This window comes from Dyadobacter sp. CY323, from assembly GCF_021390245.1.
Taxonomy (GTDB): domain Bacteria; phylum Bacteroidota; class Bacteroidia; order Cytophagales; family Spirosomataceae; genus Dyadobacter.
The window spans coordinates 426,940-452,409 of the sequence record NZ_JAJUXH010000001.1; the positions used below are offsets into that span (position 1 = coordinate 426,940).

At 45.8% G+C, this 25,470-nt stretch carries 24 protein-coding genes; 11 read left to right on the forward strand and 13 right to left on the reverse strand.

The window, feature by feature from the left end; genetic code table 11:
• Window positions 1–6 precede the first annotated feature (6 nt).
• Entirely contained in the window at window positions 7–987 is a 981-nt protein-coding gene (locus LZG72_RS01875; RefSeq protein ID WP_233866831.1) for a complement C1q domain-containing protein, read from the reverse strand.
• A 233-nt stretch (window positions 988–1,220) separates the two neighbouring features.
• Here LZG72_RS01875 and LZG72_RS01880 point away from each other — a divergent pair, with 233 nt between their 5' ends.
• The 5 genes from LZG72_RS01880 (at window position 1,221) to LZG72_RS01900 (ending at window position 6,387) form a co-directional block, all read left to right on the forward strand.
• Window positions 1,221–2,621, forward strand: a complete 1,401-nt coding sequence (locus LZG72_RS01880; RefSeq protein WP_233866834.1) for an ATP-binding protein — start codon at window positions 1,221–1,223, stop codon at window positions 2,619–2,621.
• 31 nt (window positions 2,622–2,652) lie between these two features.
• On the forward strand, window positions 2,653–4,314 hold the full coding sequence (locus LZG72_RS01885) for a response regulator (RefSeq protein ID WP_233866837.1): 1,662 nt from the start codon (window positions 2,653–2,655) through the stop codon (window positions 4,312–4,314).
• Window positions 4,314–4,583 carry a UBP-type zinc finger domain-containing protein gene (locus LZG72_RS01890; RefSeq protein ID WP_233866840.1) on the forward strand — a complete coding sequence of 90 codons (270 nt, stop codon included), beginning with the start codon at window positions 4,314–4,316 and terminating at the stop codon, window positions 4,581–4,583. Before LZG72_RS01885 ends, LZG72_RS01890 begins: the two co-directional genes overlap by 1 nt.
• Before the next feature lie 40 nt (window positions 4,584–4,623).
• A complete protein-coding gene (locus LZG72_RS01895; RefSeq protein ID WP_233866843.1) occupies window positions 4,624–5,529 on the forward strand; it encodes an AraC family transcriptional regulator in 906 nt (301 codons plus the stop codon).
• 93 nt (window positions 5,530–5,622) lie between these two features.
• Window positions 5,623–6,387, forward strand: a complete 765-nt coding sequence (locus tag LZG72_RS01900; protein ID WP_233866846.1) for an SDR family NAD(P)-dependent oxidoreductase — start codon at window positions 5,623–5,625, stop codon at window positions 6,385–6,387.
• 108 nt (window positions 6,388–6,495) lie between these two features.
• Here the strand turns inward: LZG72_RS01900 and LZG72_RS01905 are convergent, their stop codons facing one another.
• The gene (locus LZG72_RS01905; RefSeq protein ID WP_233866848.1) at window positions 6,496–7,137 is read right to left on the reverse strand and encodes a YceI family protein; all 642 of its coding nucleotides are present in this window, start codon (window positions 7,135–7,137) and stop codon (window positions 6,496–6,498) included.
• A gap of 177 nt (window positions 7,138–7,314) precedes the next feature.
• On the opposite strand from LZG72_RS01905, the gene LZG72_RS01910 reads away from it, so the two are divergent.
• Entirely contained in the window at window positions 7,315–7,740 is a 426-nt protein-coding gene (locus LZG72_RS01910) for a response regulator (RefSeq protein WP_233866851.1), read from the forward strand.
• A 36-nt stretch (window positions 7,741–7,776) separates the two neighbouring features.
• On the opposite strand, the gene LZG72_RS01915 is transcribed toward LZG72_RS01910, so the two are convergent.
• From LZG72_RS01915 to LZG72_RS01925, 3 genes are read right to left on the reverse strand one after another with little or no spacing between them, the layout of a single operon-like run.
• Window positions 7,777–9,735, reverse strand: a complete 1,959-nt coding sequence (locus tag LZG72_RS01915; RefSeq protein ID WP_233866854.1) for a CocE/NonD family hydrolase — start codon at window positions 9,733–9,735, stop codon at window positions 7,777–7,779.
• A 27-nt stretch (window positions 9,736–9,762) separates the two neighbouring features.
• Complete coding sequence (locus LZG72_RS01920; protein ID WP_233866857.1) at window positions 9,763–10,686, reverse strand: AraC family transcriptional regulator; 924 nt, start codon at window positions 10,684–10,686, stop codon at window positions 9,763–9,765.
• Between the two features lie 11 nt (window positions 10,687–10,697).
• A complete protein-coding gene (locus LZG72_RS01925) occupies window positions 10,698–11,708 on the reverse strand; it encodes an aldo/keto reductase (protein ID WP_233866858.1) in 1,011 nt (336 codons plus the stop codon).
• Window positions 11,709–11,944: 236 nt separating this feature from the next.
• Between LZG72_RS01925 and LZG72_RS01930 the strand changes: the two genes are divergently transcribed.
• The 4 genes from LZG72_RS01930 (at window position 11,945) to LZG72_RS29310 (ending at window position 15,842) form a co-directional block, all read left to right on the forward strand.
• Window positions 11,945–12,316, forward strand: coding sequence for a hypothetical protein (locus tag LZG72_RS01930; RefSeq protein WP_233866859.1), 372 nt, complete (start codon window positions 11,945–11,947; stop codon window positions 12,314–12,316).
• Between the two features lie 51 nt (window positions 12,317–12,367).
• Window positions 12,368–12,850, forward strand: a complete 483-nt coding sequence (locus LZG72_RS01935) for a response regulator transcription factor (RefSeq protein WP_233866860.1) — start codon at window positions 12,368–12,370, stop codon at window positions 12,848–12,850.
• Window positions 12,851–13,066: 216 nt separating this feature from the next.
• The gene (locus LZG72_RS01940; RefSeq protein ID WP_233866861.1) at window positions 13,067–13,600 is read left to right on the forward strand and encodes a DUF4199 domain-containing protein; all 534 of its coding nucleotides are present in this window, start codon (window positions 13,067–13,069) and stop codon (window positions 13,598–13,600) included.
• A 109-nt stretch (window positions 13,601–13,709) separates the two neighbouring features.
• Window positions 13,710–15,842, forward strand: a complete 2,133-nt coding sequence (locus tag LZG72_RS29310) for a T9SS type A sorting domain-containing protein (protein ID WP_233866862.1) — start codon at window positions 13,710–13,712, stop codon at window positions 15,840–15,842.
• A gap of 15 nt (window positions 15,843–15,857) precedes the next feature.
• Here the strand turns inward: LZG72_RS29310 and LZG72_RS01950 are convergent, their stop codons facing one another.
• Window positions 15,858–16,415 carry a T9SS type A sorting domain-containing protein gene (locus LZG72_RS01950; RefSeq protein WP_233866863.1) on the reverse strand — a complete coding sequence of 186 codons (558 nt, stop codon included), beginning with the start codon at window positions 16,413–16,415 and terminating at the stop codon, window positions 15,858–15,860.
• Between the two features lie 253 nt (window positions 16,416–16,668).
• Between LZG72_RS01950 and LZG72_RS01955 the strand changes: the two genes are divergently transcribed.
• Window positions 16,669–17,556: a helix-turn-helix transcriptional regulator gene (locus LZG72_RS01955; RefSeq protein WP_233866864.1), complete on the forward strand. Its 888-nt coding sequence runs from the start codon at window positions 16,669–16,671 to the stop codon at window positions 17,554–17,556.
• Here LZG72_RS01955 and LZG72_RS01960 read toward each other — a convergent pair.
• The 7 genes from LZG72_RS01960 to LZG72_RS01990 all read right to left on the reverse strand — a co-directional run bounded on the left by LZG72_RS01960 (window position 17,548) and on the right by LZG72_RS01990 (window position 25,433).
• Window positions 17,548–17,928, reverse strand: a complete 381-nt coding sequence (locus LZG72_RS01960) for a DUF983 domain-containing protein (RefSeq protein WP_233866867.1) — start codon at window positions 17,926–17,928, stop codon at window positions 17,548–17,550. The two genes, LZG72_RS01955 and LZG72_RS01960, sit on opposite strands and share 9 nt — an antisense overlap.
• A 131-nt stretch (window positions 17,929–18,059) precedes the next feature.
• Window positions 18,060–18,641, reverse strand: a complete 582-nt coding sequence (locus LZG72_RS01965) for a chemotaxis protein CheB (protein WP_233866870.1) — start codon at window positions 18,639–18,641, stop codon at window positions 18,060–18,062.
• The gene (locus LZG72_RS01970) at window positions 18,623–19,432 is read right to left on the reverse strand and encodes a protein-glutamate O-methyltransferase CheR (RefSeq protein ID WP_233866873.1); all 810 of its coding nucleotides are present in this window, start codon (window positions 19,430–19,432) and stop codon (window positions 18,623–18,625) included. The genes LZG72_RS01965 and LZG72_RS01970 overlap by 19 nt, the downstream gene beginning before the upstream one ends.
• A gap of 8 nt (window positions 19,433–19,440) precedes the next feature.
• Window positions 19,441–19,806, reverse strand: a complete 366-nt coding sequence (locus LZG72_RS01975) for a response regulator (protein WP_233866875.1) — start codon at window positions 19,804–19,806, stop codon at window positions 19,441–19,443.
• 27 nt (window positions 19,807–19,833) lie between these two features.
• Window positions 19,834–23,433, reverse strand: a complete 3,600-nt coding sequence (locus LZG72_RS01980) for a response regulator (protein ID WP_233866877.1) — start codon at window positions 23,431–23,433, stop codon at window positions 19,834–19,836.
• Window positions 23,430–25,043 (reverse strand): response regulator, encoded by a 1,614-nt coding sequence (locus LZG72_RS01985; RefSeq protein WP_233866879.1) that lies wholly within the window; start codon window positions 25,041–25,043, stop codon window positions 23,430–23,432. The genes LZG72_RS01980 and LZG72_RS01985 overlap by 4 nt, the downstream gene beginning before the upstream one ends.
• Before the next feature lie 132 nt (window positions 25,044–25,175).
• Complete coding sequence (locus LZG72_RS01990) at window positions 25,176–25,433, reverse strand: hypothetical protein (RefSeq protein WP_233866881.1); 258 nt, start codon at window positions 25,431–25,433, stop codon at window positions 25,176–25,178.
• Between the last annotated feature and the right edge of the window lie 37 nt (window positions 25,434–25,470).

Sequence of the window (25,470 nt, forward strand, 5' to 3'; positions counted from 1 at the left end):
TGCCGACTATAACTTAATTACTAACCGTCCATTAAAAAAGGATTCATTGGTAGGCTGGCCTAATAAAATCGAACCGCTGTAATCGTGTCTGATCGTAAGATATATCAAATCTCCTTGCTGTAATTCTACTTCACAAGAAAAAGTAAGGCTGGTTGTGAATCCCTCCTTACGATTCAAATTTCTGGCCAAAGAAGTTAATTCTCCATTTCGTTCCTTTACGAGATTTAGTTCGGCGTTATATGCACCCGTTGATAATGTTAATTGGGAGTCAAAATGATAAATTCCATCTACTGATGCTGTAAATTTACTATTCGCCAAGCTGTAATTTCCGTCTAAATTATATCTGACGGAACTAAACGGAACTGTATAATGAGTGTTGCTAGGAACACTCTCAGGGCCGCCGCCCTGTACACCAGTAGCACTAAATCCAACTGCGCCTTGCCAAGTAGCCTCGCCAGACCCATTACTTGTCAATACCTTACCTTGGCCAGGATTTTGTCCATTACCGAAAATCTTAATTCTTCCATCAGCCTCCAGTGCAAAACGGCTATCACTTTTAGCATAAACTCCAGTATTGTTACCGGCACCGTAACCTTTTATCGCAATTAGGCCTACGTTTGTATTATTGTAATTGTCGATTTGAAATAAGGGTTTTGTACTGCTTCCACCATAGTTATACGGCATTGGAATATCAGATACCGCTTTCCAGTCCGGTGAGGCTGCTGTTCCTCCATTGTAGTAATATCCGATCCCATATTTGAGAGCAGCGTTGGTGTTGAAAACCATTAATGCGTTCGCCGGATTCGCAATCGTCGTTTTATCCGTGAGATCCTTTAATTCGACTTTCGGGATCAGAATCCCTTTATTCGTACTTTGAATGTCCAGTGCTGCGCTGGGATCAGGGGATGTCGTGTTAATCCCCACGCCCTGGGCGAAAAGACCTTGCTGAAACGCAGTAAGTGTGAGAAGTAGGACCAGTTTTTTCATGTTGAAGTTTTTGTTTTTACGTTAATTACATTGTTCAAAAACAAACTTAACCTTTAACCAGCCCCGTGAGCTTTGGATCTATCCATCGGCGTTGTAACAATGAGCCTGAGGTTTATTGCGGTTTGTTTCCGCCACTTCAGTCCCGTCTTATTCAGCTTCGGTCAGAAAAATCTCCATTATCCTCTAAAATTTGAGAAATTAGGGTTTTGAGTTAATGATAACCTTTACTTTTCATGAAAGATATCAGTGCCAAAGACTTGAAGGCGATCAAGGTTTTTCAGGATGTGCCTGAGGATCAGCTGCAATGGATGATCGACCAAAGTTCGCATTACGAGTTGCAGGAAGGTGAATACATGTCAAAGCCGGGCGACCCGCTCACTGGCACACACGTAATCATCCGCGGTAAAATCGAACTTTACCGGATCCAGAACAATACCAAGCTTTCAATCGCCGAATTCCATACAGGATATGTGACAGGAATGCTTCCTTTTTCACGGGGTAAAATCGGCGTGGCATTTGGTCAATGTACCGAGCTTACGCAGCTGATGACTTTCCCGAAAGAAAAGATGCGCGACCTCATCATTTCGCATTATGAGCTTACCCAGGCACTCGTGATCGTGATGACTTCACGCGTCCGGGAGTTTACCGAACTGGAACAGCAGAACGAGAAAATGATGGCGCTCGGGAAACTATCAGCAGGGCTTGCGCATGAATTGAACAATCCGGCAGCGGCCATTGTGAGAGGTTCGGACTCGCTGAAAAAGCATTTATTAATGCAGCCCGAAGATTTCAAAAAGCTGATATCCATTCACTTATCGCCCGAAGAAATAGATCTGATCAACAATAAAATGGCCAGTATCCTGAGCAACACCGATCGCCCGGTGCTGACAATGATGAAAAGGTCGGAACGGGAAGATGAAATCCTGGACTGGCTTGACGATCACAATGTGAATGGCTGCGACGACATTGCGGATAATCTGGTGGAATTTGGCGTAACCGAAGATGACCTCGAAGACCTGAAAACGAAGATCAACAAAAATGACTTTTCGCCGATCCTGCTCTGGATCAATAACAGCCTCACTACCGAGCGCATGGTGGCGGACATTCAGGAAGCGTCGAAACGGATTGCGGACCTGGTCGGTTCTGTGAAAACCTTTACCCACATGGACAGAGGCGGTGAAAAAGAAGTGATCGACATTCACAACGGCATCCGGAACACGCTCACTATGCTCAATTATAAACTGAAAAAAGGAAATATCAAGGTAAAGGAAGAGTTTGACCTCAGCCTGCCTCACATCAAAGCGATGGTCGGCGAGTTGAACCAGGTCTGGACGAACCTGATCGATAATGCGATTGATGCGCTTGAAAATCAGCCTTCCCCCGAACTTACGATTGGTACTTATCTCGACCGGGACTTTGTGAAAGTCTCTATTTGCGACAATGGCCCGGGCATTCCGGAGGCGATCCGTTCCAAAATCTTCGACCCGTTCTTTACAACGAAGGCAATCGGAAAAGGAACCGGACTTGGCCTCGATGTAGTTATGCGAATTGTAAAACAGCATAATGGCTCGGTATCGCTCCACACTGAGCCGGGAAAAACGGAATTTCTGGTTTGTTTCCCTATTAATGGTTAAATTGATTTAAAACTCTTAACACATTCCTTCTATGGGTTTGCCCATTATATTTTCAATTGACGACGATCCCCAGGTTTTGCGCGCGATCAGCCGCGATCTTAAATCTTATTACCGAGATAAATACAAGGTACTCAGCACCACTTCCGTAGCCGAGGCGCTGGAAAGTCTGCTCGAACTTCAGAATAAAGGTGAGGAAGTCGCCATTTTCGTTTCCGATCAGCGAATGCCCGAAATGCAGGGTGTCGAATTTTTGGAAAAAGCGATGCTGCTTTTCCCATTTGCAAAACGGGTCTTGCTCACCGCTTATTCGGACACCGATGCCGCAATCAAGGCGATCAATGATGTGAAGCTGGATTATTACCTGATGAAACCCTGGGACCCGCCAGAGGAAAAATTGTATCCGGCTATCGACGACCTTCTGCACGACTGGCAGGCTAATTATCGCCCGGATTTTAAAGGTATTAAAATAATTGGGTATCAATTTTCTCCCAAATCCCATGAAATCAAGGATTTTCTGGCAAGCAACCTGATGCCCTATTCCTGGCTGGATGTGGAATCGAGCGAGGTTGGAAAGCAGATCTCTTCAACCAACAATTTGTGTCCGGTCGACTTTCCCGTGGTTATTTTTGAAGATGGGACATTATTAAAAACACCTTCACTGATTGATATCGCATCGAGGATCGGTTTGAATGCCAAAACCAAGCAGCAGATCTACGACGTAGTGATTATCGGTGCCGGACCAGCCGGACTTGCCGCGTCGGTTTATGGCGCGTCGGAAGGATTAAGTACTTTATTGATCGAGCGCAAAGCGCCTGGCGGACAGGCTGGTACAAGTTCCCGCATTGAGAATTACCTCGGCTTTCCATCCGGGCTGAGCGGCGCAGAATTGACCCGGCGCGCGCTCACTCAGACCACGCGTTTCGGTACCGAAGTAGTTTCGCCTCAAATCGTGAAGGAGATCAAGCTCAAAGACAAGTACAAAACCATCGTGCTAGGAGACGACAGTGAGATCAATGCGAAAGCGGTCGTGATCACGACGGGTGTCGATTACCGCAAGCTTGAAACAAAAGGGATCAGCGATTTTACGGGCAAAGGAATTTATTATGGCGCAGCCAGTACCGAGGCTTCTTCTTGCGGAAACAAAGATGCTTACGTTCTCGGAGGAGGCAATTCTGCCGGGCAGGCCGCCATGTATTTATCCAAATTTGCAAGAAACGTATATGTAGTCGTCCGTAAAAATGACCTCAGTTCTTCCATGTCGTCTTACCTGATCGACCAGATCAAAGGAACCGATAACATCACGATCCTGGGCTGTACCGAAATTTTGGAGGCTTCGGGGAGCGACCATTTGGAATCACTCCGGCTAGTGGACCTCAATACCAGCGAGGAACGCACGGTACCCGCGGATGCATTGTTTATTTTTATCGGCGCAAAACCGTATACGGATTGGGTTGGACTCGAAATCATTAAAAACGGCAAAGGCTTTATCGAAACCGGCCGCGATATGAAAGGCTACAACAATTTTAAGCAGATCTGGAAAGTGGACCGGGACCCGTATTTGCTGGAAACCAGCTCACCGGGTATTTTTGCGGCAGGCGATGTGCGCGCGGGCGCAATGAACCGAGTAACTTCCGCAGTGGGGGAAGGCTCCATGTCAATCAGTTTTGTTCATCAATATTTAAGTGAAGTGTAATGGATGAAGTTTGTAAACACATAAGTGAAATAACGGAATTGAAAACGCCCGTTGAGTATGTGTGTGAAGAATGCTCGAAAGTAGGAGGAAGGTGGGTGCATTTGCGCACCTGCCAGACCTGTGGCACAACGTTATGCTGCGATACTTCGCCAGCAAAACACATGACCCAGCATTTTAATCAGACGGGTCATCCTGTGGTGATCTCGGCTGAGCCGGGCGAAAATTGGTTATGGTGTTATGAAGACGAAGCATTTGTACGATATACCTAGCAGGTATTTGGTATTGTATTGAATTTCGTAACTTTCCGGAATGCAGAAGATCACCACAGTCCCGGAGTTTTATAAAGAGATCTCTCAGCTTATTCCTGAGCCTGTTCAGAAAGAGATCGGCCATTTTAATTTGTTTAAAATGGAAGAACTGTTGCGAAATGGTAAACCGAAAACAATGCCATATAACCGGCGCGCTTATTATAAGATCAGTCTGATAATAGGTAAAAACCGGGCGGAATATGCGGATAAGGTGATTGATATTGAACACAATGCACTTTTATTCGCGACTCCGCAGATCCCCTATCATTACGAACCGCTGGACTCTGATCAGTCCGGCGTGTTCTGTATTTTCTCCGAAGATTTTCTGACCCAGGATAACAGCGGCGTCAAGCTCAAAGAACTTCCCGTTTTCAAACCGGGCGGCACACCGATTTTCTTTCTGGATGCGGCGCAGATCGACGATATCAGGCACATATTTGATAAAATGTTCCGTGAGATCAACTCCGATTATGCGTATAAATATGATTTGCTCCGGAATTATGTGATCGAACTCATCCATTTCGGGCAAAAATTGCAGCCGGCGACCTCGCTTTTTACTGAAACGAACGCATACAAGCGTGTTTCTTCGCTTTTCATCGAGCTGCTCGAAAGACAATTCCCCATTGAGCCGCCGCACCAGAAACTGAATTTCCGGTCTGCGAAAGATTACGCCGATCAGCTGTCTATCCACGTGAACTACCTCAATAAAGTGTTGAAGGAAATCACTGGCAAAACCACCACGGAACTCATTACCGAGCGGATTGTCAAAGAATCCAAGATCCTTTTGAAACACACGGACTGGAATGTATCCGAGATCGCATATAGTCTTGGATTTGACGAACCATCTCATTTCAATAACCTTTTCAAAAAGCACACGTCGCTCAGTCCGCGCGCATTTCGCGTGTAGATTTGAATTTCGTAAGTTTTCATTTGAAACCGGCAAATGTAGTCGGACAGTAGCGTATACCTTTGTTTCATCAATTTTAAACAAACAAAAAAGATGGAAGCAACTAGCAAAATCGCATTAATTACAGGATCGAGCCGAGGTCTTGGCAAAAATATGGCACTTACACTTGCCAGAAAAGGGACTGACGTGATTGTGATTTACCGCAGCAAAGAACAGGAAGCAAATGAAGTCGTTTCGGAAATTGAGGCAATGGGACAGAAAGCGATCGCATTGCAACTTGACACTTCGGACGTCAGATCCTTCGACTCATTTTTCTCCACATTAACAACCAGCCTGGAAGACAAATGGGGCCGCAGTACCTTCGATTTTCTGATCAATAATGCGGGAGTCGGCATTCACGCCTCTTTCGCGGAAACAAGTGCGGATGCATTTGACGAACTGATGAACATTCATTTCAAAGGTGTGTTTTTCCTGACTCAAAAAGCATTACCCCACATTGCCGACCAGGGCCGGATCATCAACCTTTCTACGGGATTGGCGCGTTTCACAACCCCGGGTTACGCCGCGTATGCTGCTATGAAAGGCGGTATTGAGGTGCTGAGCCGGTATATGGCGAAGGAGTTGGGTGGCAGAGGAATAACAGTGAATGTAGTTGCCCCAGGAATCATTCATACCGATTTTACAAAATCATCATTTGACAACCGGCCTGGAATGGAGGAACAAATAAATTCAATTACCGCACTAGGCCGCGTCGGAATGCCCGACGACATTGGCGGGGTAGTGGCATTCCTGTGTTCTCCGGAAGCGGGTTGGGTGAATGCGCAGCGTATAGAGGTTTCAGGAGGGATGAATTTGTAACTTCTTTGTCACCCTGAGCGCAGTCGAAGGGGCGCTATTCCGGATGGATAACGCCCCCTTCGACTGCGCTCAGGGTGACACGTAAGTAAGTCAGGGTGACAAGTCAAATCACTTCCTCTTCCCCGACAATTTCAAATGCACATCGATCACCGGTTTGATAGCAGCGTCATCCGGCAGATTGGGCTCGGTAGCGTAGTTCATTCCAAACAATGTGCGGTCGAATGGTGCCAGTCCGTCCAGTTTGAACGAATCTCCGATGACATCGATCTTTGCCGGGAAAATGATCACATTTGATTTTCCTAACAACGTCAGAATTCCGGTCACCTGATAATTCGCTCCTGGGACCACGTTTTCGCCGGTTCCTGAAAATGGGGCTACGGATGAAATTTCGAATGTTACATTCGGATGGAGCACCATATTAAAGAAATCGGGACTTTGCAGGTGGTGCACCAGCTGATGTTTTACTTCGTCTGTCGGCAGATTGAAATTGATAATCGAGGAAACGGGGATCGTGAACGAACCACTCTGAACCTTTCCATCCCGGATTACCAGACTTTCGCTTTTTACGGCAATGGAACCTTCATTGAAATACCCCGTTTTCAAATAACCTTTCCATTCTGCGACAGACGTGCCGTCCAGTTGAAATTGCGTCGTTTCCATTTCGTGATCCGTACAATTCCATAGTGTGATGGATAATGCGATGAATGCGATGATCCTGACTTTTGTGAGCATTGAAGTAACTGTTTTCATTTCTATTTTAGTTAACATGGCTTTAAACTTGACACAAAGCTAGCCGGCCGAAGGCTGGGGGAGCCTACGCAAAAAGGAATAAAACATACGTGATACGGATTTTCTGCCGGTTGGCGCGGATTGGTATTGGAGTGAATTAATCCGATATTTGTTCAGTATTCAACAACAAGTCAGTTAATGTCACTAAAAGGGCCTATTATTTCCATTGAAGATGATGCCGACGATCAATTTTTGATTAGGAGCGTGGTAGAGGAACTGAATATTCCGAATAAGCTTTTGTTTTTTGGAAATGGTTTGGAAGCATTACTTTTTCTCGAAACAACCAAAGAGCAGCCATTTGTTATTCTTTGTGATATTAATATGCCGGTGATGAATGGACTGGAACTGCGCGAACGCATTGAAAAAAATGACTACCTCAAACGGAAATCCATTCCCTTCGTTTTTCTGACCACCGCAGACAATCCGCTCATTATTGACACTGCATACTCGTCCACCATTCAGGGTTTCTTTAAAAAGGAAAACAGCTTTACAGAGCTCAAAAACAGGTTCAGGGTCATTTACGAATACTGGCAATGCTGCCTGCATCCAAACAGTTACATGTAGCGTGTGGCGGTATTTGCTGCTTTGCATTTATGCCGGTCACTCCACCACTCTGACACCGATATAAGACGAAGCTTCACGCGATAAATAGATCCGGTGTTTGGCGATCTGGAAATCATTTTCCGCCGCTTTGTAGATATTAACGAATTTCTGCGGATTGCGGTCGACGAGCGGAAACCATGAACTCTGTACCTGCACCATGATTTTATGGCCTTTTTTGAAGCAATGCGCCGCATCCTGCATATCGAATTTTACCTGCTCGATTTTGCCGGGAACCAGCGGTTCTGGCTTTGTGAAGCTTTTTCTGAATTTTGCACGCATCACTTCTCCACGGATCAGCAGCTGAAATCCACCCATTTTCATGTTTGGATTAATGGGACTGTCATTCGGGGCGTCGCCTGGATACACATCGATCAGCTTTACCACAAAATCAGCATCAGTTCCCGTTGTGGACACGAATAAATTGGCAAAAACATTTCCCGAAATCGTCACATCCTCCTGCAAAACTTCTGACTGATATACCAGAACATCTGGCCTGCTGGCTGCAAAACGCTGATCTTCATACATAAAATCACTACCGCGGACACTGCGGATCTCGGAAGTAAATGGCACAGGTTTCGCCGGATCGCTCGTGTACTCATGAAAATCAGGTTTGGCACCGGCTTGCATGGTTGTCATGGTTGATGAAAAGGAGAGCGTTCCGTCGGGGTGGAGGTACAATTTCTTTTCTACCGTATTTTTAGGCGGCCACTGATCGTATTTTTTCCATTGATTCGAGCCGGTTTCGAAAATAAACGCTTTTGGTAGCGATGGATTGGGCTGGTCTTTCAGGTAGTGACTGAAAAACGGAAACTCAATGTCTTTTTGGTAAAAACTGCTTGTTTTCGCCCCGAACCGAATATTTCCAAGTGACTCGCCCGTTCCGCGCGCCCAGCCGCCATGAATCCATGGTCCCATTACGAGGATATTCGGGGATTTCGGACTGTTGTTTTCAATTCCGGCATATGTTTTCAGCGGCCCGTATAAATCTTCCTGATCAAACCAGCCACCCACAACCAGCATGGCCGGTTTGATGTTTTTCAAGTGCGGTACCGGCGTTCTGGCTTTCCAAAAATCGTTGTAAGTCTCATTTTCCATCATCTGGTTCCAGATCCGGTTTTGATTCTTGAAAATCTTCTCATTCACATTTTTGAGCGGACCCAGGTTCTTGTAAAACTCATACGAATCCGGCGTTCCATATCCCGAAAACCCAGCTGCTCCTTTGGAGGATGGAACGGGACGCGGCGCGCCGTATGAGGATAAAAATGAGAATGTGCCCATCAGGAAAAACGCCCCATTATGATGCCTGTCGTCGCCCATAAACCAGTCCGTAACCGGAGCCTGCGGGGATGCTACTTTCAATGCGGGATGCGCGTCAATGGCGGTCATCGTGGTGTAGAAACCAGGTGCGGAAATACCCCAGCTGCCTACTTTTCCATTGTTTCCGTCGATATTTTTTAACAGCCATTCAATCGTATCGTAAGTATCCGAACTCTCGTCAATGTCCGCCGTCGTTTTTTTATTTGGAATAAACGGCCGGTTGGCCTCAAATTCACCTTCGGACATATATTTTCCCCTAACATCCTGATAAGCAATGATATAACCATCCCTGGCGAAATGCATGCTCGGCCCGAGAGACGTTTTGTAAAGCTGTTCGCCGTAAGGTGCGACGCTATAAGGTGTCCGGTCCAGCAAAATGGGATACGTTTTTGAAGCTGAAATATCTTTTGGTAGATAAATGGAGGTAAACAGTTTCACGCCATCACGCATCGCCACCATCCGCTCGATTTTAGTATAATGCTCACGAATGTAAAGTGAGTCCTCGTAGACTTTGGTCTGCGCAAGAGATTGATTATGAATCAAAAAGGCAAAAAACAACGGAGCTAGCCATCGTAATTTGCCTGAAAGGATTTTTTCGTTAAAAGCGTAAAAGAAAGTCTTCAAGTGGGCTCTTTTCAAGTTGTTATGCCAATTTAAACATAAAACTCAATTCTCACTAAAGTCCTTCCGAAATGCGGCGGGTGTAAGTCCCGTTTTACTTTTAAACAACCGGTTGAAATACTGGGGATATTCGAAACCCAGATTGTAGGCGGTTTCGTTGACTGATAAGTTTGTCGTCAGCAGAAGTTCTTTGGCTTTGTCTATAAGTTTGTTGTGGATGTGTTGTTGCGCATTCATGCCCGTCAGCGAGCGCAGCATATCACTCAGATAATGCGTGGAAACGTTCATCTGCGCAGCGATTTCATTCACGCCCGGAATGTGCGTAATCTCGTCATTATTAAATATTTGCGAGACAATTTCCTCGAAACGGGCAACCGGTTCCTGCTCGGCAGGGCGTCTTGTAATGAATTGACGGTTGTAGAAACGATTACAGTAATTGAGGAGAACTTCGATATGCGAAACGATCACATCCTGGCTGAATGCATCGATCGACATCTGGTATTCCGAGCGGATATCCTCCATGATGCGTTCGATCATCGTCTCCTCTTTTTCGGACAAATGCAACGCTTCACTCATATCATAGGAGAAGAATCCGTACTCGGCAATGCGTTTTGCGAGCGGATAATTCCGGATAAAATCGGGGTGGATAAGTAGCATCCACCCCGAAATCGTTGAATAGTCCATGTCCCGGTTGAGGACGAAGACATGTTTTGGCAATGAAAAACCCATTACCCCATTGCTGAAATCATAATACTTGCGTCCATAACCAATAGAACCTTCGATGTTCTTTTTCAGGAAGATGGAGTAAAAATTATGGATCAGTTTGTCGTCTGGAAGATCCGGGAACTCCGATGCGCATTCGATTCCGATGACACTGATCAGCGGGTGCTCAGGCTGCGGCAATTTCATGATCTTGTGATATTCCGACAACGAATTAATGATCAGCGGACCTGGGGATGTCTTTTTCATTTTTTTAATTATTAAAGGTTTACACCGGCCATGGAAGTTTCGTCATATCGGTCACCTGAAATTGTTCCTGCCGGAACAATGGAGTCGAGATGGTCCATTTCCGCGGTTGTCAATACAATGCTGGCAGCTGCCACATTGTCTTCCAGGTACTTAACCCTTTTTGTTCCCGGTATCGGAACCGTCCCTTTCGCAATCGTCCACGCAATGGCCAGTTGGGAAGGCGTCAGACCTTTTTCCGCCGCAAGTTTTTGAATTTCACTGACCAGTTCAAGGTTTTTGTAAAAATTAGCTCCCTGAAAACGCGGGATGTTCCTGCGAAAATCATTCGCTTCGAAATCGTCCGGTGATTTGATATCACCGGTCAGAAAGCCACGGCCCAGCGGAGAATAGGAAACAAAACCAATGCCTAGTTCGTGCAAAGCGTCAACGACGCCGTTTGTTTCTGCGCCTCTCTCAAACAGCGAATACTCGGTTTGAACAGCAGTAATGGGGTGAATTGCATGCGCTTTTCGTAACGTTTGTGCAGAAACTTCTGATAAGCCGATGTACTTTACTTTTCCGGATTGTACAAGTTCGGACATCGCACCTACGGTATCTTCAATGGGTGTTTCCGGATCAACGCGGTGCAGATAATACAGGTCAATGTAGTCGGTACCGAGGTTTTTAAGTGAGCGGTCAATGGCCTTTTTTACATACTCCGGCCGACCGTTAATGCGCCAGGTCAATTGCTCCTCGTCATTCACTTCGAAACCAAATTTCGTGGCGATAATGTACTGGTTGCGGGTACCTGCAATCGCTTTACTGATTAGTCTCTCGTTGAGTAGCGGGCCGTAGAGGTCCGCGGTGTCCAGGAAGTTTACGCCCAGTTCGAGAGCCCGGTGAATGGTTTTTATGGATTCTGTTTCGTCGGCCGTGCCGTATATGTTTCCTCCTGCTAGGGTTGTCATTCCCATGCACCCCAATCCTTCCAGAGGTACTTCCAGGCCCTGGCTGCCTAATTTTGTTTTTGATACACTTGTCATGATTCTGTTTGATTGTTGTCGATTAACAATACAAAGTTGGTGATTTGGGATTTCGCCAGGATTATACGAACCGGCCGATTTTGTATACGAATCGGACGGTCAGACTTACCAAGTTTTCAAAACTTGGTAAGTCTGACCGTCTCCATCCTGCCATTACGCCGCTCATGTATCCTGTAAACCAAAAAACTACGTAGCTACTGTATATTGCATAGTACCTTGTTAAACATTTATTAGCCATGAAATTCATCAAAACTATCGCGATCAGCTTCTTACTTTTTTCCTCACTACAATCCTGCCGGGATTCTGACAACATTAGTATAAAGGTTGTCGACAACGAAGACCTTTATAAATACTCGGCGAAATTCCCCCGGAATAAAAGCCACGCGGTAGAGCGGTTTATCAACAACCGGATCGCACCGACTTACATCAAGTCAGATAGTGATCTCGACGTGACGACCATTTTGAACGACAAAACCAAGTTCCATTACGAATCTTCGCCCGGAGAACTGATCATTGAGCTGGATAAAACTGAAAACAATACTGCATCTTATTTCAGAATTAAGAAAATGTGTGAAGATCTTAACAGGATAGTTAATCCTAAAAAGTAAGTGTGTCACCTACTTAAAAAGGTGTAATTTTGGTTCTGTTACTACATGACAATGATCCAAACGGTTGCCGGCTTCTTCTCAAAAAACAGGCAGATAATGCTTTACGGCGTTTCCCTGGCGATGCTATTATTCCTTTTAAAGTGGCTCGAACTACGCTTTCTGGTCATAAATCATATCGTCGAAATTTACACGGGTGTCCTGGCGCTCATCTTTACCGGCCTCGGCATCTGGCTGGCTGTGAAACTCATTAAGCCGGAGGTCAAAACCGTGATCGTGGAAAAGGAAGTACGCGTAATGTCCGACGGGAATTTCAGTGTAAATGAGGCTGAAATGTCCCGGTTCGGATTGAGTAAACGTGAACTGGAAGTCCTGGAACTGATCGCGGCGGGACTCAGCAACCAGGATATCGCATCCCGGTTATTTGTTTCTTTGAATACGGTTAAAACGCATTCGTCCCGGTTGTTTGAAAAACTGGAAGTGAAAAGCCGCACGCAAGCCGTCGAGAAAGCAAAACGGCTGAGTCTGATCCGCTGACTGGCTGGTACTTTCGTATGAAAAACGATCATTAAAAACGAAATCACCCGAAAGTATGAATCCGAAATGCAGCCAAAACATCAAATTTGAGCCATTACTCCACTAACCTTTCTAATTAAACGACGACGGACCATCACCGATTGACAATCAACCAGGGTCACTGGTCAAAAAACTTCCTCCACATCTCACTTTTCACCTTTCACCTTTCACTTTTCTATGACCAGAATAATAATGATCTGCGGATTGATTTCCGGTGCCATCGTGTCCACATTCATGCTGTTTTCAATCGCGTATTGTTACCAGAGCGGGACCTTCGATGGGAGTATTGTGCTCGGATATGCGTCGATGATCCTGGCATTTTCCCTGATTTTTGTGGGTGTCAAAAACTTTCGCGACAAGTACAACAACGGATTCATCACATTCTGGCAGGCGTTCAAAGTCGGACTTTACATTGCATTGGTCGCCTCAACCGTGTATATGCTGGTATGGTTGGTCGACTATTACTTTTTCATTCCGGATTTCATGGATAAATACGCAAGTTCCGTTCTGAAGCAAGCTCAGGAAGCTGGCGCGTCGGAAGCAGAAATGCAGGAAAAGGTAGCTGAAATGGGGAGTTACAAGGAAATGTACAAAAACCCGGTCATGGTGATTCTTTTTACTTATTTCGAAATCCTTCCTGTCGGTATTCTCGTTTCGCTGATCTGCGCTTTGATCTTAAAAAGACCGGGTCAGAAAGCGAATGTAGTTTAGGAGTAATTACTTCCAGGATCAGGAACTAAATTTACAGAGATAAGGGTTTGACATTTACCAGGAAATTTTGGATTATTCAGATTTCCTGTTTACTCAACCCTTTCTCTTTGTGAAAAAACTCTACTGCTTCTTTGCATTACTTTTGCCGTTAGCTGCAACCGCAGAATGCCCCACCGATCTTACTTTTTCAGATCAAGCCAGCTTAAATTCTTTTTTAACGGATCATCCGGATTGCCTGGCTCTCACGGGAGATCTGACCATTGAAGGAGCCGATATCACGGACCTGAGTTCATTGAGTACCCTTACCAGCGTAGGCGGATCTGTTTTTATCATCGACAACCCATTATTACCCAATCTCGCCGGCCTGGAAAATATCGTATTTATAGGGGCCGACATCCAGATTTATGACAATGAGTTATTATCCAGCCTCGAAGGTCTCTCAGGAGTTACCACTGTGCCGCAGGATCTCATTATCGACAACAACGACGCATTGGTTACCCTCGCCGGCTTGTCGCAGTTGCAATCGGTCGGTCGCGATCTGATCATTGGCGCGAACGATGCACTTACTTCGCTGAATAAGCTGACTATCAACACGATCGGCGGATCGTTGCGTATTGGTTACTGTGATTTACTCACCGATCTGAATGGGCTTCATAACATCGTTACCCTGCCTGGGGAACTGGAAATTGCCAGTAATATCGGACTTATGGATCTCACTGGCCTGGATGGTTTGACTTCGGTCGGGGACTCCGTTTCTATCTACGCCAATGATAACTTAGTGACGCTGAATGGGTTAAATGCACTCGAAAGCATCGAAGGCGAGCTATATCTGGATTACAATTACAGTCTCGAAAGCTTGACGGGCCTTGAAAATCTCGCCACGCTCTCCGACGGGTTAGTAATTATCGAGCACGAAAGTCTGACCAGCATTACGGCTCTCTCAAAATTGACCTCCATTGGCAGTATTACCCTTGCTCTCAATCCATTACTTTCGGACTTGTCGGGGTTGAACGGGGTTACCACGATCACAAATAGTGTCTACATATTCTTTAACGAAGGATTAGTCAGTTTGGAAGGCTTAAATGCCGTTGCTTCTATCGGTGGACCTGGACTTACGCTGGCCGGCAATTTTGCATTGGAAGATATTTCAGCGCTTTCTTCCCTGACTTCGATCGACGGTGATCTGCAAATCCTGATAAATCCCTTTCTTACCAGCCTGGCGGGTTTAGGCAATCTCGAAACGATTGGCGCGGCCGGGCTTTTGGTTGTTGTAGGTAACTTTTCATTGGAAAACCTGAATGGGTTGGAAAAACTGGAAACCGTTGGCAGCTTATTCGTTGAGGGAAATGAGCTGCTTACTGATCTATCGGGCCTGGATAACATCACCTCGGTGGCTGATTCTGTGTCTATTTCCGGAAATTATGCACTGTTATCGTTACATGGTCTGCATAATCTGAGCACAATTGGCGCAGGCCTAACCATCGTTGAAAATGAGTTACTGCCAAATCTGGATGGTTTAAGTGAACTGAGTTCAATGGGCGGGATGCTCACCATTGTGGATAATCTGGCACTTGAAACGTGTGCGGTGACTGGAATATGCAATTACCTCAAAACGAACGATCCGGATCTGGTAGATATTTCGGGGAATAGCACGGGATGCAATTCCGAAGAAGAAGTGGAGGTTTCCTGCATTCAGCTTCCCGTTACGTTAGTGAGTTTTATGGCTCAAAAAAAGGAACGGTTTGTTGCAATCCAGTGGTCTACCAGCAGCGAAATCAACAGCAGTTATTTTGAAATTGAACATAGTTTTAATGAAGGTAAGTCCTGGAAAGTGATCGGTCGCATGAGCGCAGCCAAAGAAAGTGATGAAGTCAGGAATTACAGTTTCAACCACATCAGCCCCGCAGCGGGGGAGAATTTATATCGGTTGAAAATGACGGACCTGGATGGTACGTATGCTTTCAGCAGGATCCGTAGTGTGAAGATCGATGGTCTAAGATACATAACTATTTACCCCAATCCGGTTTCGAGTACCTTAACGATAAAAATGGCAGATGGTAATGCGGTCAGGAAGGTGCAGGTTTATAACATTCTTGGGCAATTAATTTCTTCCAAAGGTGCGGTTTCTGCAAATGACGGGCAATACAGTTTTGATGCGGGGCATTTATCGGCGGGACTTTACGCCATTCACATCACCAATTCTGCGGGACAGACTGAAATACAGCGGTTTGTAAGAGAGTAAACCGGGGCCCGGAAACTACCTTTTCAATACCTTGACGGTCTTGACCTGACCGTTGGTTGTAAAGGTGCGTACCCGGTACATGCCTTCCGAAAAGTAGCGGAAGTCGTATTCGCGAATTACCGGATTAATGGTTTGAGTGTAGGGCGGATTGGAAAACAGCTCGCCGGAAGGATGTAAAATTTCTATTTTCTCAACACCTATCCAGTCTTCATTCCGGATAAAAAGCTTGTCTGCCACCGGATTTGGATATACATTATCCTCAGACACGCATTCGATATGGATGTGCGCAATGTGGCTGAAACCATTGGACTTATCATGATAGATTAGTTTTAAACGATAAAAATTGTCAGCCTCCGAGGGGTTCAAATGCGTAAAGCTATGTTCCTTAGCCTTACCGCCGTCGGATCGAAAACGGTCTAACTGTTCCCAGTTTCGACCATTGATACTATGCTGGAGTTCAAAAAATCCGATGTGTTTTTCCGATTGTGTACTCCATGATATGTATACCTGATCCTCGCGCTTCGTCGCAAGAAAGCGTCGTAAATAGGGTGTTGTGTCAAAGCTTTCGTTCATCAGGTTTTGGAATGCGTTACCGGGATTCAAAAAAGAGGAGGCAGGTGTAGCCCACTGTTCATCGGAGGGAAGTATATATTCCTAAACTACCTAATCCGTCCAGCAAAAGCCACAATACATTAGCAATCGGCAACCAGCCACTGATTTATCGGCTGTTATCCGTGTAGATATAGTTAGGTATAATTGTATAGATAAGTGGCCGGTTACGGGGAAGGTGTTAAATTGCCGTTTCCGATTGAATGACTCTCAAAATATGCACTCAAATTTTCCCAGACTGGACATCGGGCCGCTCTCAGCCTACCGTAAGGATGAAGTCATGCTGAGCCGGTTCTCGAATTATTTGGAGGAACATCAAAACCTGGTTTTTCCCCATCGTCACAGCTTTTACCATCTGGTGCTTTTTACAGAAGGTGCCGGAACCCACACCATTGACTTCACCCATTTTTCAGTCGAGCCGTTTCAGATTTATTTCATGGCGCCGGGCCAGGTCCATGATTGGAATTTCGAAGGTATTCCCGAAGGTTACGTCGTTAATTTTTCAGAATCATTCTTCCGGTCATTTCTGTTGCAGCCCGATTACCTGGATACGTTCGCGTTTTTCCGCGGAGACGGTACCAAATGTGTTTTGAATATCAGGGAAAACAACCGGGAAGAGATTGTTTCACTTTTTGAGCGAATACTGAATCGAAACCTGCATAATGATCAGTCGGACAAAGATTTGATAAAAGTGATCTTACTCCAGATATTCCTCATTTTAAAGCAAAGCACTTCATCGGTCGGCGAACATCCCGTACATGTTCCGAACAACATTGTCACCAAATTTCAAAAACTCGTTGATCAGAAATTCGAAACCGTGCGATCTCCGGGAGACTATGCGGAAGAATTGAATATAACCCGGAATCACCTCAATGCATTATGTAAAGAGCATTTGGGATTACAGGCGGGTCAGGTGATCCGGAACCGGCTGGCACTGGAAATCAAAAGGTTACTTATTAATCTGGACCTGAGTGTTTCCCAGATTGCCTATCGGTTGAATTTTAGCGACAATTCTTACTTTACCAGGTTCTTCCGCAAAGAAACCGGCGAAACTCCCGAGGAGTTCCGACGGAAAGCTACCGTGAAATCCCGTCAGTCAGGATAACGTTTCGTTTGAAACCGGCTTGATGAAAAGCGCCAGCCAGGACCTTCTTGCCAAACGGTAAAAAAGAGGCGTAAGAATGATCAACACCGGGATAATGCTGATCAGGAAGTAGTCCAGATATTCTTCGAAGAAATTAACGAAGATCAAAAAGTAAATAACCATAAAAGCTACATAGAACGAGTAGCTCATATATAATGCACCCTGGTAAAATCCCGGCTCGGGCACCAGGTTTTCACCGCAATGCGGGCAGCGTTTGTGCATTTTATCAAAATTCTTCAAGTTGTATGCGCTTTTGGAAATGAAGAAATCACCTACGCCGCATCTCGGACATTTATTAAATAAAACGCTGTATAATCTATTTGGCTTTGCCATGATATAAATCGGATAAGTGCTGAAGTCTGATTTTCCCGACAGGGAAATTTACTACACAAAGTTGCCCAGAATAAGCGTGAAAAGGAAGGAGCAAAAATGCCTTTTGTGGTACTAATCAACGATTACCAATTTCATTCCAGCTGATTGATGAATTCAGCCATTTGTTGAATGTTTAAAATCAGGTCTACCGCATGGTGAGTGATCGCATAATGCGGCATGAATTGCATTTGCGCCGTTTGCGGATCCTGAGCAGCGGTGCGGCCACCAGCTTTTTTAATGGATAACAAACCCTTGGTACCGTCTTCATTCGCGCCCGAAAGCAGGATCGCCACCACGCCGGATTTGTAAATTTCCGATGCAGACTCAAACGTTACGTCTATACTGGGGCGGCTGAAATTGATTTTCTCCGAGTCGTCGAGTGAAAAGAACTGTTTTTTCTCAATCAGTAAATGGTAATCTGCGGGTGCCAGGTACAGGTTTGTAGCTGCAATGGGATCTTTGTCTTCTACTTCGCGCGTCGGAATGAGGGTTTTGGTAGATAGCAGGTCCGAAAGGGAAGAATCGCCCGAACTGCGGCGGTGCAGCACAATTACCAGCGGAAAAGGCAGATCCGCATCGAGCATGGGAAGCAGCTTGAACAACACTTCAAGACTACCTGCCGAACCACCGATCAGCAGCATTTCGCAATGATTTTTTACTGGATTTTCTTCCATATCTTCTCGCGGTTCAGTTGCTTGTATTTGTTCTGGATCGCAGAAAATTTCAGCGTTTCCTTCGTCCCGAGAGCCAGATATCCCAAAGTACCCAAACTCGCATCGAACAATTTTAAAACCCGGTCCTGCAGATCCTTGTCAAAATAAATCAGCACATTCCGGCAAAGGATCAGGTCAAACTCATTGAACGAGCTGTCCGACACCAGGTTATGGGTAGAAATGATGATCTTCTCAGACAGTTCCTGGTCAAATTTCGCTTGTCCGTAATTGGCGGTATAGTAAGTAGAAAAATCCAGCCGACCGCCTGACGCAATGTAGCTCTCGGAATATTGCTTGATCTGGTTTAACGGAAAAATACCTTTCCGCACTTTTTCCAATACGCTGGGATTCAAATCAGTGGCATATAGCAGAGACTTTTTCAGCAGGTTCGCCTCTTTTAATAAAATCGCCATGGAATAAACTTCCTCGCCGGTAGAACAGCCTGCATGCCAGATGCGGATAAATGGCTTGGTACCCAGGATCGGAAGAATATCTTCACGCAACGATTTGTAAAAAGAAGGGTCACGGAACATTTCAGTCACATTTACCGTGATTTCTTCTACAAAACGCTTCAGATAATCCGGGTCCGACCGAACCTTATAACGCAATTCCACAAAGCTGGGGAATTTATCGAGCGAGCATAGCCGCACAATGCGCCGTTTGAGCGAGGCGCGCGAGTAGCTGGTGAAATCATATCCGTAAATCTCGAATAAGTCATTCAGTAACAAGTCGATATCTTCATCTTCAACCATTGTTTTTTCTAGATAGCATGCAATAACCGAAGTAATTTTTCAACGTCGATAGGCTTGGAAATATAATCATCTGCGCCTGCCCTGAGGCATTTTTCTTTGTCACCCACCATAGCCTGCGCAGTAACCGCAATCACCGGCAGGTATTTCCTGTTTTCCAGTTCCTTAATTCTGGGAATCGCTTCGTAGCCGTCCATTTCCGGCATCATCATGTCGATCAGTACGGCATCAACACCTTCCCCCGTTTCGAGCAGGGCCAGTGCCTCCGGCGCGCCCAGGCAGGAAAGACAATCGAATCCCTTTGCTTTCAGGGTAGCCTTTAAAGCGAAAATATTTCTTGAATCGTCATCAATAATCAGGATCTTTTTCTTGCTCATCGAGGTGGTTATATTCTAGCTTACAAATCAAAATTTCTCATAAAGCCACACGCGCAGCAGCGACATCAGCTGATCGATGTCAACCGGCTTAGTAATGTAGTCGGATGCGCCGGCGTTGATGCATTTTTCCCGGTCGCCGGTCATCGCTTTTGCCGTAACGGCAATTACCGGCAGATGACGCCATTTGGGATTGGTACGAATGCGTTTTGCCGTTTCATAACCATCCATATGGGGCATCATCATGTCGAGCAGTACCACATCCACTTCCGGGTTTTCTTCCAGCTTCTGCAATGCTTCTTTTCCGTCTAATGCAGTCACCACATTCATTTTGAAGTTTTCCAATGACTTCGAAAGTGAGAAAATGTTGCGCACATCATCATCCGCGATCAACACCGTCTTATTGTTCAGGATCTCGCTCAGCCCCCCAAGTTTTTTCAGTTCGGGACGATTAGTATTCCTTTTGTTTTCCTCTACCACGTGCAAAAACAAAGACACTTCGTCGAGCATTCGTTGGTAGGAGTGGGCCGTTTTCACGATAATGGAGTCGGCATATTGCTTGATCCGAAGTTCTTCCGACATCGAAAGACTCTTGCCCGTAAAAATGATAATGGGGATATTCTCAAATCCGGGATTCTTTTTCGCCTCTTCCAGCATTTCATAAGCCTTTTTATCCGGGATACCCATGTCCAGGATCACACAATCCACCTCATTCTGGTTTAATGCATCGATGCCGGCAACGATATCGCTTTTCAGTTCGGAGTTGATATTATAGGTGCCCAGGTAATAAGCCAATGCCTTAGCATGCATGGAGTTATCTTCCAGTATCAGCACTTTTTTGGATTGCTTGCTGATCACATATTCGATCTTCCTGAAAATTTCCTGCATCTTGTCTGCGGCCATTGGTTTGTCGATAAAATCGATCGCACCTTTCATCAGGCTCTCGTTTTTTACCCGGTGTGACGACATCATGTGGACCGGAATATGCCGCGTTGCCGGGTTGGCTTTCAACCGGTCGATGACCTCCCAGCCACTCATGACGGGTAATTGCAGATCGAGCAAAATTCCCATAGGTTTGTAAGTTCCGGCCAGTTCCAGGCCTTCGTCCCCGCGAACGGAAACGATTCCTTTATAACCTTGTTTCCGGGTGTAATCGAGCAGTGCTTTGGCAAACAACGTATCATCTTCAACGATCAGGATCGCTTTGTCGCCTTCGCTCACCTCGTTGCGATCATCGGGAATGCTTTCCGGAACGTTGGTGCTGAGGTATTTAGGATTCGTTTCTGACTCCTTTTTCGGCTCCGTTTCCTCTGGGCGGCTGTTGAAAAAATTCCGGGTTTCCGGCTCGCTTACCACACCGTCGGCGGATATGGGCAGGAACAAAGTGAACTCACTTCCTTCGTTCACAACGCTGGTCAGCGAGAGCTCGCCACCCAATAATTTCACCAGCTCGCGGCTGATGGAAAGTCCCAGTCCGGTACCTCCGTATTTGCGTTTGGTGGAGCCGTCGGCTTGTTGAAATGCCTCGAAAATGTGCTGCTGTTTGTCCGGCGCAACGCCAATTCCCGTATCCCGCACCGCAAAGCACAACACACGATCATTACCCTCCTGCATTTTGATATCAATTTTCACCGAACCCTGCGAGGTGAATTTCAATGCATTTGAAATCAAATTTTTAAGAATTTGTTCCAATCGCATTTTATCCGTTTCGATAACAGGCGGCACACCTTTCTGGATATCAATTCCGTATTCCAGCCCTTTTTCTCGTGCAACCGGCGAAAACAACGATTTGATATCTTCCGCAATTTCTTTAACCGAAACGCTGACATAATCCAGCTCCATTTTACCCGCCTCGATTTTAGAAAGATCCAGGATCTCATCAATCAAGCCGAGTAACCCATTACCCGACGACTGGATCACCGTAGCATATTCAATCTGCTCTTCACTGAGGTTCTTTTCGTCGTTTTCCGAAAGCAACCGGCTCAGCAGCAGGATCGAATTGAGCGGCGTGCGAAGTTCGTGCGACATATTCGCCAGGAACTCGGACTTGTACCGCGTGGTCAGTTCCAGTTCTTCTGCTTTTTTTTGTATCTCAATGTTCTTTTCTTCCAGTAAGCCGCTTCGCTCTTCCAGCTCTTCATTGGTTTGCTGCAGTTCTTCCTGCTGCACCCGCAACTCTTCCTCGGAGGCCTGTAACTTCTGAGATTGCGCTTCCAGCTCGGCATTCAGGTTTTCAAGCTCATTATGCTGCGTCTGTAGTTCTTCGGATTGCGTCTGCGTTTCTTCCAGGAAGTTCTGAAGTTTGAGGTAATCCAATGCGGAATTGACTCCGGTAGCTATTGCTTCGAGGTTGTTCTCGAGGAATTTCATGGTCAGTTCGTCCGGCACTTTCAGAAACGCCAGCTCGATGATCCCGATGCATTCATAAGCATACGTCAGAGGTAAAATTACGATCGATCGCGGACGACTTTCACCCAATGAAGATTTGATAGTCAGATAATTATCAGGTATATCCTGTACGACAGTTACCTTTTTACTTTCAATCACCTGCCCGGCCAGACCTTCGCCGCTCAGCAAATATTCCGGCGCATCCTGAATGGCGTGGGCGGCAGTCAGTCTAAAATTCCAATCGTTGTCGAGAATGTAAACGGCACCCAGTTGGGCACCGGAGTAACCGGTAATGGTATCCATCAGATTCGTCGCCAGCTTTTTCAGGACCCGCTCGCCGCGGATCGCATCGCTGATCTGCACACTTCCGGTTTGCAGCCAGTTTTTATTGTTAAGATCCGTGAACGTTTGTTCCAGGGACTTGGTCATGGAATTCAGTGCGATGGAAATCCTGCCCAGCTCATCATCCTTATCGTCCTGGCTCTGAACAGAATAATCTCCGTCTGCGACAAGTTGGGTAACTTGTTCAATGTGCAGAATTCTTTTTCCGGTTTCTGCATATTTCTCGGCTTCGAGATTTTGCTGCAAAATTCGCTTATCCATGTCATTCTTAATGCGGACATAAGCGAAAACGGTGATCAGAATGGAAACGAGCGCGGCGATAACCAGGAGGATCGGCGTATATTTAATGTAGATCTGCTGCTGTTCCAGGCGCGCCGCCAAAATGGCATTTTCCTCATCTTTCACACTCTGCACAATCAGGCGCAGGTCGTCCATTATTTTTTTTCCCCGGATCATTTCACGAAGCCTTGCTCCCGTATTACCGCTGAACTCCGGATCTCTTTTCGACATGTCGATGATATTCTGCATTTGTCCGAATTTTGCTTCGTACAATGCCTTGATCTCGCGCAGGTATTTTTGCTGGGCCGGATTATCCGCCGTCAGCATTGAAAGATTGTTAAAGCTCGTCGTGGTTTTTGAATACGCATTATTGTACGGATCCAGAAAGGCGGGGTCTGCTGTGATCAGAAAGCCGCGCTGACCGGTTTCTGCATCTTTCATATAAGACATGATGCTTTCCGCCTCGATCAGTACCTCGTTGGTGTGATTTACGAGTTCCGAATTGTTGATAAGCTTCTGCGCACTGTAGTACGACGCCAGCAAGCTGAAAATAAGTAGTAGAATGGAGAAGGAAAAGACGATCTGTAACTGCTGTATAATCGAGTTAGAAGGTTTATTCATAGGTCTTGGTTGTACTGATTTTCAGATTGAGTTTCGTTTTCGATTTTTTCCTGCGCCAAAGGTAAGACCAGAATAAACCGCGTACCCTGGTTTTCCTCGCTTTGTGCAGAAATTAAGCCATTATGTTTGTCCATTATTTTTTTCGCGATCGCCAGCCCGATCCCCGTGCCTTCGTAGTTACTGATGTTGTTGAGACGCTGGAAAATGACGAAAATCCGGTCCAGGAATTTTTCATCAAAACCAATCCCATTATCCGAAATCGTGATCCGGCAGAAAGTACCATCTGCGGAAGAACCTCCGGTCAGGGTTTTCTGGTCGACTATTTCATGCGAAATGGTGATCCGCGGCGGAACGTCGGATTTGGAAAATTTCAATGCATTGCTGATCAGATTCTGGAACACCTGGCGGATCTGGCTCGGGATTGTGTCGATCAGCGGGAGTTTGTCAACGGTAATCACCGCGTTTTTCTCGCGGATCGTTTCATCAAAGTCAACCAGAAGTTCGTCGATCATAGCATTCAGGTCGGTGGGCTGGAAATCCGCCTTCACCGACAAGCGTGAATAATCCAGCAGATCGCTGATCAGCCTCGACATTCTGGCCGAAGAATTAATGGAACGGTTGAGGTAGGAAATGGCCTCCTCATTTTGACTTAAATATTTTTCTTTGATCAGATGGCTGAACGTCTGGATTTTACGTAGCGGTTCTTTCAGATCGTGAGATACCACCCAGGCAAATTGCTGTAACTCGTGGTTGGTCGTTTCCAGCTCCGAGTTTTTATGCAAAAGCTCTCGTGTCCTGATCTCGACCTTATGTTCCAGCAGCTCGTGGGCCATTTTCTGCTGGTGAATGTCGGTAAAAGTGCCAACCCAGCGAACAATGACATTGTTTTGCAGGATCGGAATGACTTTAAGCAGAAAATATTTGTAATCCTGCGTTCCCAGATGTTTCAGCCTGGTCTCAATGGAGAACTCAACACCTTCCCTGAAATGCTCTTCCCATCGATCAAAAACCAGATCGTCGGGATGGGCCTGGGGAAATGTCTCAGCATCTTCCGAATATTGGAACCAGTGTTCATTCACATATTCAAGCCGGCCATCGGTTTTTACTGTAAATGCGATTTGCGGAAGTGATTCAAGAATAAACCGGAGTTCCTGAATGCGGCCGTCGAGTTCCACTTGTGCACGTTTTCTGATCTCAATTTCCTGACGCAGCGATTCCTGGATCACCCGAAGTTCCTGCTGCTGCTCATATAGCCTGTAAAAGGTCTGTACTTTTAAAAGAAGTATATCCGGGTCGACGGGCTTGGTGAGGTAATCGATCCCGCCGGAACTGTACCCTTTCGTGATAAACCGTTTTTCGGTATTAACGGCGGATAAAAATAGGATAGGAGTGTCTTTTGCTTTACTAAAACCGCCGATCGCTTCGGCTACCTCGAAACCGTCCATTCCGGGCATCTGCACGTCCAGAATAATTACGGAGTAATTGGTTTTCAATACTTTTTTCAGTGCTTCTTCGCCAGACTCCGCGCTATCAGTCTCAAATCCATGCAGTTCCAGGATTCTCTTTAAGGGAAGGATATTCTCCGGCCTGTCATCTACAATTAAAATCATGCAAGTAGGGTAAAACCAGGATGTAGATACGCCTAAAAATAAGGCTACTATCCGGTAGGAAAAGCGTTTAAATCGAACAATATACTATAAAAATCGTGCCCGAAACGCTGATTTTGGCGCATTTAGGCTGTTTTAATTCCTTGGCCCGTACTCATTCAGCGAGTCGCTGACAATCTGCTTCAACTCTGCCGCCCACTTTTGCACAGTGATCATCGGATGAATATACGGCGTCTCAAAATCTTCTGAAATAGAGGTTTTTCCTTTCGCTTTCACCAGCGAGATGAGCGATTCCACGAGCGGATCGTCCGCAGGATCGTATTCGGTGTTCTCATTGGTTTCTTCCGTTCTTTCAAGAAGTGCGTAAATTTTCAAAAGCAGGTCATGATCCATATAAAGCTACTGGAATGGGGTTTTTCTTAAGTCCCGG